The sequence below is a fragment of the Arenimonas soli genome (assembly GCF_014643775.1).
Lineage (GTDB): Bacteria > Pseudomonadota > Gammaproteobacteria > Xanthomonadales > Xanthomonadaceae > Arenimonas > Arenimonas soli.
This window is the reverse complement of sequence record NZ_BMKC01000003.1, coordinates 246,802-259,056: the sequence shown is the minus strand read 5'-3', so window position 1 is coordinate 259,056 and position 12,255 is coordinate 246,802. Positions and strand designations below refer to the sequence as shown.

Annotated in this window: 9 protein-coding genes; 3 read left to right on the top strand and 6 right to left on the bottom strand. The window is 70.3% G+C overall.

Annotated features, from left to right (window positions below):
* The 4 genes from gspE to xerD all read right to left on the bottom strand — a co-directional run bounded on the left by gspE (position 1) and on the right by xerD (position 7,569).
* A complete protein-coding gene (gene gspE, locus IEX13_RS11825) occupies positions 1–1,701 on the bottom strand; it encodes a type II secretion system ATPase GspE (RefSeq protein ID WP_425489109.1) in 1,701 nt (566 codons plus the stop codon).
* Between the two features lie 105 nt (positions 1,702–1,806).
* Positions 1,807–5,661: a phosphoribosylformylglycinamidine synthase gene (gene purL, locus IEX13_RS11820; RefSeq protein ID WP_188664486.1), complete on the bottom strand. Its 3,855-nt coding sequence runs from the start codon at positions 5,659–5,661 to the stop codon at positions 1,807–1,809.
* A gap of 73 nt (positions 5,662–5,734) precedes the next feature.
* Positions 5,735–6,532: a DsbC family protein gene (locus IEX13_RS11815; protein WP_188664483.1), complete on the bottom strand. Its 798-nt coding sequence runs from the start codon at positions 6,530–6,532 to the stop codon at positions 5,735–5,737.
* A gap of 83 nt (positions 6,533–6,615) precedes the next feature.
* On the bottom strand, positions 6,616–7,569 hold the full coding sequence (xerD, locus tag IEX13_RS11810; RefSeq protein ID WP_188664480.1) for a site-specific tyrosine recombinase XerD: 954 nt from the start codon (positions 7,567–7,569) through the stop codon (positions 6,616–6,618).
* Positions 7,570–7,614: 45 nt separating this feature from the next.
* Here xerD and IEX13_RS11805 point away from each other — a divergent pair, with 45 nt between their 5' ends.
* A complete protein-coding gene (locus IEX13_RS11805; protein WP_188664477.1) occupies positions 7,615–8,082 on the top strand; it encodes an RDD family protein in 468 nt (155 codons plus the stop codon).
* A gap of 12 nt (positions 8,083–8,094) precedes the next feature.
* Here the strand turns inward: IEX13_RS11805 and lptG are convergent, their stop codons facing one another.
* Complete coding sequence (lptG, locus tag IEX13_RS11800; RefSeq protein ID WP_188664474.1) at positions 8,095–9,195, bottom strand: LPS export ABC transporter permease LptG; 1,101 nt, start codon at positions 9,193–9,195, stop codon at positions 8,095–8,097.
* Entirely contained in the window at positions 9,192–10,271 is a 1,080-nt protein-coding gene (gene lptF / locus IEX13_RS11795; protein WP_188664471.1) for an LPS export ABC transporter permease LptF, read from the bottom strand. Before lptF ends, lptG begins: the two co-directional genes overlap by 4 nt.
* Positions 10,272–10,343: 72 nt before the next feature.
* On the opposite strand from lptF, the gene IEX13_RS11790 reads away from it, so the two are divergent.
* Together IEX13_RS11790 and IEX13_RS11785 are read left to right on the top strand one after the other, a co-directional pair.
* Positions 10,344–11,819 (top strand): leucyl aminopeptidase, encoded by a 1,476-nt coding sequence (locus IEX13_RS11790; protein ID WP_188664467.1) that lies wholly within the window; start codon positions 10,344–10,346, stop codon positions 11,817–11,819.
* 1 nt (position 11,820) lies between these two features.
* Entirely contained in the window at positions 11,821–12,246 is a 426-nt protein-coding gene (locus IEX13_RS11785; protein ID WP_188664464.1) for a DNA polymerase III subunit chi, read from the top strand.
* The last annotated feature ends 9 nt before the right edge of the window (positions 12,247–12,255 follow it).

Here is a 12,255-nt window from a genome sequence, read left to right as displayed (position 1 = left end):
TCAGGCTTCCTGGGTGACGCGCAGGACTTCCTCGATGGTCGTCAGCCCCTGCATGGCCTTGAGCAGGCCGTCTTCGTACATGGTGCGCATGCCGCGGGCGCGCGCCGCGTCCTCGAGCTCGCCCATGCCGGCGTGCTGCATCACCAGGCGGCGCAGTTCGTCGTCCATCACCAGGAATTCCATGATGGTGGTGCGGCCCAGGTAGCCGGTGGGCGTCAACGCGGACGGCTTCGGGCGGAACAGGTAGATCGTGCCTTCGGGCTGGAACCGGCGCAGGCCGAATTCCTCGATCACTTCCGGAAGCGCTTCGTACTTCTCGGCGTGCGTGGGCTCGATGCGGCGCACCAGACGCTGGGCCAGGATGCCGTTCACCGTGGAGGTGAGCAGGTAGTCCTCGACGCCCATGTCCATCATGCGGGTGATGCCGCCGGCGGCGTTGTTGGTGTGCAGCGTCGACAGCACCAGGTGGCCGGTGAGCGCCGACTGGATGGCGATGCGCGAAGTTTCCAGGTCGCGCATTTCGCCGATCATGATGATGTCCGGGTCCTGGCGCACGATGCTGCGCAGGGCCTGGGCGAAGTCCAGGCCGATCTGCGGCTTGGCCTGGATCTGGTTGATGCCTTCGATCTGGTATTCGACCGGGTCCTCGACGGTGATGATCTTCACGTCGGGGGTGTTGAGCTGGCTTAGCGCGGCATAGAGGGTGGTGGTCTTGCCCGAGCCGGTGGGACCGGTGACCAGCAGGATGCCGTGGGGCTGTTCGAGCACCTTGACGAACTTGTCGAGGAATTCGTCGGTGAAACCCAGGGCCTTGAAGTCCAGCACCACCGATTCGCGGTCGAGCAGGCGCATGACCACGCTTTCGCCGTGGGCGGTGGGCACGCTGGAAACGCGAAGGTCCAGCTCCTTGCCCTGCACGCGCACCATGATGCGGCCGTCCTGCGGCAGCCGGCGCTCGGCGATGTTGAGCTTGGCCATGATCTTGATGCGCGAGATCACCGCGGCGGTGAGGTTGGCCGGCGGCGATTCGGCTTCCTCGAGCACGCCGTCGACGCGGTAGCGCACCTTCAGGCGGTTTTCGAAGGGTTCGATGTGGATGTCGGACGCACGCAGTTCGACCGCGCGCTGGATGACCAGGTTCACCAGGCGGATGACCGGGGCTTCGGACGCCAGGTCGCGCAGTTGTTCGACGTCGGCTTCGTCGCCGGTCGATTCGTCGCCGAGGTTTTCGACGATGGTGCCCATGGCCGATCGGCCGGTGCCGTAATAGCGCTCGATCAGGTCGGCGATTTCGGCGCGCAGGCCGACCGACAGCCGCACCGCGCGGCCGGTGGCCAGGGCCACGGCTTCGGCGGCGTAGGGGTCCTGCGGGTCGGCGACCAGCAGGTCGACGTGGGCTTCGTCCTCGCCCACCGGGCAGACCGAGGCCTGCTTGAGGAAGCGCAGCGAAAGCTGCACGCCCGGCGGCGGCGCTTCCGGGCAGTCCTTGGTGGACAGCAGCGGCAGGCCCATGACTTCGGCCGCGGTTTCGGCCATGTCGCGCTCGGACACCATGCCCAGGCGCACCAGCAGCGCCACCAGCGAACCGCCGGCTTCGGCGTGCAGGCGCTGGGCGCGCGCGAGGTCGCTGTCCTTGAGGCGGCCGCGTTCGGCCAAGGTTTCGGCGACACGCAGGTCGGCATTGCCGGGTTGTTCGTTCAGGGCCGCGGCCACGCGGGGCTCCACGTCTGGGGGAGCCCGGAATTTAGCAGGTTGCCCCCGCCCCTGCCCTCCCCCGCGGCCGGGCGAGGGCGTAGGAATGCGCCGTCAGCCGACCCAGGCGCGGGCGTTGCGGAACATGCGCATCCAGGGCGAGTCCTCGCCCCAGCCGGCCGGGTGCCAGCTCATCTGCAGGGTCCGGAACACGCGCTCGGGGTGCGGCATCATCAGCGTGGCGCGGCCGTCGCGGCTGGCCAGGCCGGTGATGCCGGCCGGGGAGCCATTGGGATTGGCCGGGTAAGCCTCGGTGACGGCGCCGCTGTTGTCGACGAATCGCAGCGCCACCGCCGCCTGGTCCTGGTGGCCCGGCTGGTCGAAGCGGGCCTGGCCTTCGCCATGGGCCACCACCACCGGGATGCGTGAACCGGCCATGCCGGCCAGCAGGATCGAGGGCGAGTCCAGCACTTCCACCAGCGCCAGGCGGGCTTCGTACTGTTCGCTGCGGTTGCGCAGGAAACGCGGCCAGTGTTCGGCACCGGGCACCAGGCCCTTGAGCTGGGCCAGCATCTGGCAGCCGTTGCACACGCCCAGGCTGAAGCTGTCGGGGCGTTCGAAGAAACGCGCGAACTGCTCGCGCAGGTCCGGGCGTTCGAGGATGGACGTGGCCCAGCCGCGGCCCGCGCCCAGCACGTCGCCGTAGCTGAAGCCGCCACAGGCCGCCAGGCCCTTGAAGTCTTCCAGCCGGTGCCGGCCCTCGATGAGGTCGGTCATGTGCACGTCGACGGCGCTGAAGCCGGCGCGGTCGAAGGCGGCTGCCATTTCCACCTGGCCGTTGACGCCCTGTTCGCGCAGCACGGCGACCTTCGGGCGCACGCCGGTATGGATGTAGGGCGCGGCGATGTCCTGGGCCGGGTCGAACGTGAGCACCGGCGACAGGCCGGGATCGGCGAAGTCCAGGCGCGCGGCACGTTCGCCGTCGGCCCCGGCCGGATCGTCGCGCAGTGCCTGGATGGCGTGCGTCACCGACCACCAGGCGCCGAACAACTGCTGCCAGCTCCACTCGGCCAGCAGGTCGCGGCCCTGGTTGACCCGCACCACCGGCGCCGTGGTCGGCTTGCCGATGCGCTGGGCGCAGTGGGTGAGGTCGTGGCGATTCACCAGGTCGGCGAAGGCGACGCGGTCTTCGGACGCGATCTGCACCACCGCGCCCAGTTCTTCATTGAACAGCGCGGCGAAGGCGTCGTCGCCCCAACCTTCGAGGTTGAGCTCCAGGCCGCAGTGGCCGGCGAAGGCCATCTCGCACAGCGCCGCGAAGGCGCCGCCGTCGGAACGGTCGTGGTAGGCCAGCAGCAGGTCGTCGGCGCGCGCGGCCTGGATCAGGTCGAAGAAGGCGCGCAGGCGGCCGGGTTCGTCCAGGTCCGGGCAGGCACCGCCGAAGGCGCCGTGCACCTGGGCCAGGATCGAGCCGCCCATGCGCCGCTGGCCGGCGCCCAGGCCGATCAGCCAGATTTCGGAATCGGCGCCGCGGTCGAGCACCGGCAGCAGCTGCCGGCGCGCGTCGGCGACGCGGGCGAAGGCGCTGACCACCAGCGACACCGGCGAAACGACCTTTTGCGGGCCTTCATCGGCCTGCCACTGCGCCTGCATGGACAGCGAGTCCTTGCCGACCGGGATCGACAGGTCGAGCTCGGGGCACAGTTCCATGCCCACGGCCTTGACCGCGTCGAACAGCGCCGCGTCTTCGCCCGGGAACGAGGCCGCCGCCATCCAGTTGGCCGACAGCTTCACTTCCTCGAGCGAAGCCACCGGGGCCGCGGCGAGGTTGGTGATGGCTTCGCCCACGGCCATGCGCGCCGACGCGGCGGCATCGATCAGGGCCAGCGGCGTGCGTTCGCCCACGGCCATGGCTTCGCCGGCGACGCCGTTGAAGTCGGTCAGGGTGATGGCGACGTCGGCCAGCGGCAGCTGCCAGGGGCCGACCATCTGGTCGCGCGAACACAGGCCGCCGACGCTGCGGTCGCCGATGGTGACCAGGAAGTTCTTCGACGCCACCGTCGGGTGCGCCAGCACGCGCAGGCCGGCTTCGTGCAGGTCGAGCTTCCCGCTGTCCAGGCGCGGCCAGCGCGGGGCCGGCTCACGCTGGGTGTCGCGAAGCATCTTGGGTGAATTGCCGAACAGCAGGTCCATCGGCAGATCAATGGGCGTGCTGTCGTCGGGCGCGCGCAGCACCAGGCGCTCTTCGGCGGTGGCATGGCCGACGACCGCGAACACGGCGCGCTCGCGCCGGCAGATGGCTTCGAAATCGGCCACGCGGTCGGCGGCGACGCCCAGCACGTAACGTTCCTGCGCCTCGTTCGACCACAGCTGCATGGGCGACAGCGAGGGGTCGTCGCTGGGGATCTTCGCCATGTCGATGACGCCGCCGACGTTGGAGTCGTGCAGCAATTCCGGGATGGCGTTGGACAGGCCACCTGCGCCGACGTCGTGGGCGGTCAGGATGGGGTTGCGTTCGCCCTGGGCGAAACAGCGGTCGATGACTTCTTGGCAGCGGCGCTGCATCTCGGGGTTGTCGCGCTGCACCGAGGCGAAGTCGAGGTCTTCCGAGCTCTGGCCCGAGGCCACCGACGAAGCGGCGCCGCCGCCCAGGCCGATGAGCATCGCCGGGCCGCCCAGCACCACCACCGCGTCACCCGGGCGCAGGCCCAGCTTGGTGACCTGGGAGGGATCGATGGCGCCCAGGCCGCCGGCCAGCATGATCGGCTTGTCGTAGGCGCGCACCAGGCCGGGCTGGTCGGTGGCCTGCTCGAAGCTGCGGAAATAACCGGCCAGCGCGGGGCGGCCGAATTCGTTGTTGAACGCAGCGGCGCCGATCGGGCCGTCGGTCATGATTTCCAGCGCCGTGGCCATGCGCGGGTTGAGCGGGCGTTCGTTTTCCCAGGGCTGGGGCAACGACGGAATGCGCAGGTGCGACACCGAAAAACCGGTGAGGCCGGCCTTGGGCTTGCCGCCGCGACCGGTGGCACCCTCGTCGCGGATTTCGCCGCCGGCGCCGGTGGCGGCGCCCGGGAAGGGCGAGATGGCGGTCGGGTGGTTGTGGGTTTCGACCTTGATGGCGAAGGCCGAGTCCATCGGCGCGCTGTGGCCGTATTCGCCGGTGCCGGCTTCGGGCCGGAAGCGCGCGCCGGGATGACCCTGCACCACCGCGGCGTTGTCGCTGTAGGCGGTGAGGGTGAGCTGCGGGCTGCGCGCGTGGGTGTTCTTGATCATGCGGAACAGCGAATGGCTTTGCTGTTCGCCGTCGATGGTCCAGTCGGCGTTGAAGATCTTGTGCCGGCAGTGTTCGGAATTGGCCTGCGCGAACATCATCAGTTCGGCGTCGGACGGGTCGCGGCCCAGGTCGCCGTAACGGCGGCGCAGGTAGTCGATTTCGTCTTCCGACAGGGCCAGGCCCAGGCGGCGGTTGGCGGCTTGAAGCTGGTCGAGGGCGATGCGTTCGACCTGGCCGGGCTGGCCGGCCACGAAAAGCGCCGAGGCCTGTTCGCGCGCCTCGAGCAGGGACTGGGTCATCGGGTCGTGCAGGATGCGGGCGAGCCTGGGCCAGCGCGGGTCGTCGGCGCCGGGCAAGCCTTCGAGGTCGAGGCGGGTGCCGCGTTCGACGCGCTTCACCGACAGGCCGGCGCCGCGCAGGATTTCGGTGGCCTTGCTGGCCCAGGGCGACATCGTGCCCAGGCGCGGCACCACGAAGCGCGGGCTGGCGCCGGGCGCGGGCGCTTCGAAGGACACGCAGCCTTCGAGGATGCGGCCCAGCGCGGCGGTGTCCGGGCTGGCGCCGGACTCGGGTTCGATGAAGTAGACGAACCAGGCGCCGGTAAGCCGGAGCCCGGGCACGAGCTGCTGCAGGCGGGCTTGGAGACGTTCGTGCCGGAAAGGCGACAGGGCCGGCAGGCCCTCGAGGACGATCATGTCCGCACAGATCCCAGGGGAAGCGAGCCGCCAATTGTAAACCAAGGCCGGGCCCGGGGCCCGGCCGGCGCGCTCATTCCACCGATCCGGTGCCGACCTGCTCCAGCCGGGCCAGCAGTTCGGCCGGCGGCACGAAGCCGCCCAGGTGCGTCCCGTCGGCGGCGTAGATCGCCGGGGTGCCGTCCAGGCCCACGCGGCGGCCCAGGTCGTAGTCCCGCGTGACGGGGTTGGTGCAGTCCTTGCGCGGCAGGTCCTTGCCGGCCTTGGCCGCGGTCAGGGCCTTGCGGCGGTCCGGGGCGCACCAGACGTTGACGGCCTTCTGGAAGGATTCCGACCCAATGCCCGCACGCGGATAGAACAGGTAGTTCACGGAGATGCCCAGGCGATTGTATTCGGCGATCTCGTTGTGCATGCGCCGGCAGAAACCGCAGTCGATGTCGGTGAACACCGTCACTTCGTGTTTCGGGTCGGCTGCTGCGAAGGTGATGCTGGATTCGTCGCCCACGCTGGCCAGTATGTCGCGGCGCAGCCTGGCTTCGCTGGCCAGGGTGAGGTTGTCCCGGCTGGCGATGTCGATCAGCGCGCCCTGGAGTAGCCGCTTGCCGTCCTCGGAGACGTAGATGACGCGGGCGCCGACGGCGACCTCAAGGTAGCCCGGGATCGGCGAAGGTGCGACCGCGTCCACACGCGTGCCCGGCGCCAGTGTCTGCAGCGAGGCCTCGATGCGGGCGCGCGCGTCGGCGTCGGCCCTGGCCGGCGCGTTTGCGGTGGCATTGGCGGCGGGCTTGCCGTCGGCCGGGGCCGGGCTGTCAGCGGCGCAGGCGGCCAGGGAAGCGGAGAAGACCAGGGCAAGCAGGGTGGGACGGATCATCAGGGGGTGTTCCTTGCGGCGTTTCGGTTCCGACCCATCGCGGGCCGGAAAGTTCAGGGATTCTCGCACAGGCAGGGATGGGTTCAGGCGCGCGGGTGGTGTTGCTGGTGCAGGCGCTTGAGGCCTTCGCGGGCGACCAGGGTGTAGATCTGGGTGGTCGAGAGCGAGCTGTGGCCCAGCAGCATCTGCAGGGTGCGCAGGTCGGCGCCGTGGTTGAGCAGGTGGGTGGCGAAACTGTGCCGCAGCCCGTGCGGGCTGACCCGCGCCGGGTCGATGCCCGACACCGCGGCAAGGCGTTTGACCACGTTCCAGAACTGCTGGCGGCTGAGCGCCTCGCCGCCCCGGCCCAGGAACAGCGGCGCCGTCGCCCGCCCGCCGGCCAGGACCTGCCGGGCCTGGTCCAGGTAGGCCTGCAGCCAGTGCTGGGCCTCTTCACCCAGCGGCACCAGGCGGTCCTTGCCGCCCTTGCCGGTGACCCGCAGCACGCCCTGGCGAAGGTTCACCGCCATCGCCGGCAGGTTCACCAGCTCGCTCACCCGCAGGCCGGTGGCGTACATCAGCTCGACCATGGCGCGGTCGCGCAGGCCCGCGGGCGTCCCGGTGTCCGGCGCCTGGATCAGGGCTTCGACTTCGCTTTCGGACAGGGCCTTGGGCAGGCTGCGGCGCAGCTTGGGCGGGTCCAGCCTCGCCGTCGGGTCCTCGTCGCGCAGGCCCAGCCGCGCCTGCTGGGCGAAGTAGGCCCGCAGCGCCGAAAGCAGCCGGGCATTGCTGCGCGCGGCGTAACCGGCGGTGGTGCGGTAGGCCAGGTACTCGAACAGGCCCTGCCGGTCGACGGCGCCCAGGCTTTGCCCCCGCGCGGCCAGCCAGCGGGCCAGGCCCTCGAGGTCGCGCCGGTAACTGTCCAGGGTCAGCCGGGCCAGGCCACTTTCGGCCCAGGCCCGGTCCAGGAAGCCCGTGATCGCCCGCTGGTCGGCCTCCGAGGCCGGCGGCAGGGACTGGGCGCGGGCGCGTCGGTCGGCGGGGGAACGGGCGGGCATGCCGGCAGCTTAACGGCCGGCACCGGCCCCGGCTATGCTGTCGCGATGTCCGAAAACCCTTCCCCGCCGAGCGCCGCGAGCGCCCGCCCGGCCCACCTGGGCTGGCGCCTGTTCGCCCTGGTCTATGACTTTTTCCCGGTGCTGGCGCTGTGGTTCGCGACCAGCGCCCTGGTGCTCGTGGTCAGGGGCGGCGAGCCGGTGGAACCCGGCAGCCTGGTTGCCTGGCTGGAGCTGGCGCTGCTGTGGGCCGTGACGGGCTTTTACGCGGTGTTTTCCTGGCACCGCGGCGGCCAGACGCTGGGCATGCGGCCCTGGCGGCTGAAGGTACTGCAGGCCGACGGCCGGCGCCCGCCGCTGCGCGCCCTGCTGATTCGATATGCGGTGGCGACCGTGTCGTTGGCGGCCGCTGGCCTGGGCTTGCTGTGGTGCCTGGTGGACCGCAACCGACGTGGCTGGCACGACCTAGCCAGCGGCACCGTGCTGGTGCGGCTGGACGCGCCGCCGCGCCGCTGATCCACGCAGTGCCTAATCGCGCCGGGCGAACAGCCCCCAGGTCACCGCCAGCAGTCCCAGCGGCGGCAGCAGGTAGGCCAGGCGCGCATCGAAGCGGTAGACGTCGGAAAGACTCACGACCAGCCGCTGCGCCAGCAGGTAGGCGATGCCGATGACGATGGCGATGAACAGGCGCTTGCCGAAACCGCCGGAACGCAGCGAACCAAAGGCGAAGGGCAGCGCCGACAGGCACAGCACCACCACGTTGAGCGGATAGAACCAGCGCGCCCAGTAGGCGTTCTCGAAAGCCTTGGCGTCCAGGCCGTTGCGTTCGAGGTAGGTGATGTTGCGCTGCAGTTCGGCGCTCGACAGGTAGCGCGGCCGCGCCACCGCCGACGACACCACTTCGTCGCCCAGGGCCGTGGTCCAGGCTTCCGATGCGTGGGTTTCGACCTGGACCGAACGTTCGCCGAACCGGCTGCGCCGCAGGTCCCTGAGCAACCACTGGCCGTCGCGGTGTTCGGCCGACTTCGCTTCGGCCAGCGACAGCAGGCGGCCTTCGTCGTCGAATTCGTACAGGCGAACGCCCTGCAGTTCGGTCCAGGCCTTGCCGTCCAGTTCGCGGCGCTGGCCGTCGCGGGCATTGAGGAAAAGATTGCCCTCGCGCGCCCACAGTCCCGACACCCGCGCCATCACCACGTCACCGGCCTTGGCCGAGTTGGCCACCAGCTGCGCCTGCTGTTCACCCATGGGCGCCACGGTTTCGGCGTTGACCACCATCACCAGGGCCAGCAGGCCGCTCGAGCCCAGGGCCCCCAGGCCGATGCGCAGCCGCGACAGCCCGACGGCGCGCATGGCGGTCAGCTCCGAACGTGCCGCCAGCCCGCCCAGGCCGAGCACGGTGCCGATGAGCGCCGTGGTGGGAAACAGCTCGTAGGTGCGCCGCGGAACCGTGTAGAGCGTGTAAAGGAAGGCATGGCTGAGCGTGTAGCCGCCCTCGCCCACCTCGTCGAGTTCGTTCACCATCGCGGTGAGCACGTCGAAACCCAGCAACACCACCCAGGCAGCCAGGGTCGACACCAGCACGGTGCGCGCCAGGTAGGCGTCGATGCGGCCCGGCCGCCGCAGCATCATGCCGGCACCCGCCGGCGCGGCAGGCGCCCGTCGATGGCGTAAAGCCAGGCCGCCAGCGCCGCCATCGGCAGCAGCAGCCACCACAGGCCCAGCCAGGCCGGCAGCGTGCCCACCGCCAGCCAGCCCTTGCCCAGGACCAGCAGGATCATGGCGTTGATGTAGATCAGCAGCGCCGCCAGGATGCGCCCGTAGCGAGCCTGGCGCGGCTCCCCGCGGCCCAGCGGCAGGGCCAGCACGCCAAGGACCAGCACGATCAGCGGCGTCGCCATTCGCCAGTGCAGCTCCGCCTGGGCGGCCGGCGCGGGGGAAGCCCAGAGCACGCGGGTCGGCACGGCATTGAGTTCGTCGGCGTCGACATCGGGCTCGCGGTCAGGCACCTGCAGTTCGTTTTCCTGGAAACGCATCATGCGGAAGTCGCGCGCGGCGGGGTTGCCCTCGACCCGGAAGCCGTCGCGCAGCAGCAGGTAGCGGCCGCGTTCGCCCTCGAGGATCAGTTCGCCCTCGCGGGCGGTGACCACGTCGATACGGCCATCACGCTCGGATTGCACGAACATGCGGCCAAAACGCGAGCCCTCGGCGTCGATGTCGCCGACATAGAGGATGCCGCCCCGGCCCGGCAGCTCGATGAAACGCCCGGCTTCCAGCCCCGCCACCAGGAAGGACCGGTTGGCGTCTTCGACCATGCGCTGGGCCAGGCGCGCACCCGCCGGTGCGGCCCAGAGCGACGCCGCGGCGACCAGCAACGCCACCGGAAGCGCCACCGCGACCAGCGGCCGCCACAATTGCCGCGGCCCCAGCCCCACGGATGCCAGCACGGCCATTTCGCTGTCGCCGTAGAGGCGGCCAACCGCCAGCAGCAGGCCGACGAACAGGGCCAGCGGCAACAGCAGCGGCAGCACCTGGATCGAGCGCAGGCCCAGCTGCGACAGCAACAGGCCGGCCGGCACCTGGCCGCGCGCGATGTCGCTCATCAGGTCCACGAGCAGGCCGCCCAGCCCCACCAGCAGCAGGACCACGGCGACGGCAGCGACGTTCTGGGCGAATTGGCGCAGCAGGTAACGCTCGATGAGCAGCATTCAGGGGCGCCGGGCTGGGAGGGGGACGGGCTTGCTAGAATCGGGGTTTGCAAATTGTAACGGTGATCGCCCATGAGCCTCGAATTTCGCCTGAACCGCCCTGAACCCACCCAAGCCGACGTCGACTGCGTCGTGGTGGGCCTGTTTGCCGATGGCAGCCTGTCCGCATCGGGCAAGGCCATCGACAAGGCAGCGGGGGGCCGGCTGTCGACGCTGGCCAAGCGCGGCGACCTTTCGGGCAAGACCGGCCGGACCGCCCTGCTGCACGACCTTGACGGCGTGAAGGCGCCGCGCGTGCTGGTGGTGGGCCTGGGCGAATCCGGAAAGTTCGGCGCCCCGCAGTTCCAGAAGGCGGTCACCGATGCCGTGCGTGCCCTGCGCAGCGGCCCGACGCGCAGCGCCCTGCTCACCCTGGCCGAAGTGCCCGTGGCCGGCCGTGATGCCGGCTGGGCCGTGCGCCAGGCGGTGGTGTCGGCCGACCACGCCACCTATGCCTACACCGCCACCCGCAGCGTCAAGAACGGCGACGACGGCCTGAAGTCCGTCGAAGTCGTCGGCGACCCGGCGCACCAGCGCGAGTTCGAACGCGGCCAGGCCATCTCCGCCGGCGTGGCGCTGGCCCGCGAACTGGGCAACCTGCCGCCGAACATCTGCAACCCCGGCTTCCTGGCCGACACCGCCCACCGCATCGCCAAGGACCACGCGGGCGTGACCGCCGAGATCCTCGAACGCGCCGACATGGAAAAACTGGGCATGGGTTCGCTGCTGGCGGTGGCCCGCGGCTCGGCCAACCCGCCGCGCCTGGTCGTGCTGCGCTACAACGGCGCCGGCGACGCCAAGCCCTATGCCCTGGTCGGCAAGGGCATCACCTTCGACTCGGGCGGCATCAACCTGAAGGTGCAGGGCGGCATCGAAGAAATGAAGTTCGACATGTGCGGTGCCGCCAGCGTCTTCGGCACCTTCCTGTCGGTGGCGAAGATGAAGCTGCCGCTGAACCTGGTGATGGTGGTGCCGGCGGTCGAGAACATGGTGGACGCCGATTCCTACCGGCCCAGCGACGTCATCACCTCCATGTCCGGCAAGACCATCGAGGTCGGCAACACCGACGCCGAGGGCCGCCTGATCCTGTGCGACGCCCTGACCTACGTGCAGCGCTACGAGCCGCAGGCCATCGTCGACGTCGCCACGCTCACCGGCGCCTGCGTCATTGCCCTTGGCAAACACGCCGCCGGCCTGATGAGCAAGCACGACGACCTTGCCGACGAACTGCTGGCCGCCGGCGACAACGTGCACGACCGCGCCTGGCGCCTGCCGCTGTGGGACGACTACCAGAGCCAGCTCGAGTCCGGCTTCGCCGACGTCTACAACATCGGCGGCAAGGCGGCCGGTACGATCACCGCCGGCTGTTTCCTGTCGCGCTTCACCGAAGGCCAGCGCTGGGCGCACATCGACATCGCCGGCGTGTCCAACACCGAGGGTCGCAAGGGCCTGGCCACCGGCCGCCCGGTAGGCCTGCTGACCCAGTGGCTGGTCGACCGGGCCGGCTGACATGGCACGCGCCGATTTTTACCTGATCGGCAAGCCGCGCTTCCGCGAGCAGCCGCTGCTGCTGGTGTGCGAACTGGCCCGCAAGGCCGTGCACGCCGGCCAGCCGCTGCTGGTGCTGGCGGCCTCGGCGGAACAGGCCGAAGCCCTGGACGACCTGATGTGGTCCTTCGACCCCGATGAATTCCTGCCGCACCAGATCGCCGGCATGGACGAGGACGAAGACGAGGTGGAGGTGCTTATCGCCCCGCCCGAACAATCCCCGGCGCTGCGCCCGCTGGTGCTGAACCTGCGCGACGCGCCGGTGCCCGCCGGCTTCGAGCGCGTGCTCGAAGTGGTGCCCGCCGACCCGGCGGCCCGCGCCCCCCTGCGCGAACGCTGGAAGCACTACCAGTCGCAGGGAGTGGTGCTGAACAAGTTCGACATGTAGGCTCCCGGT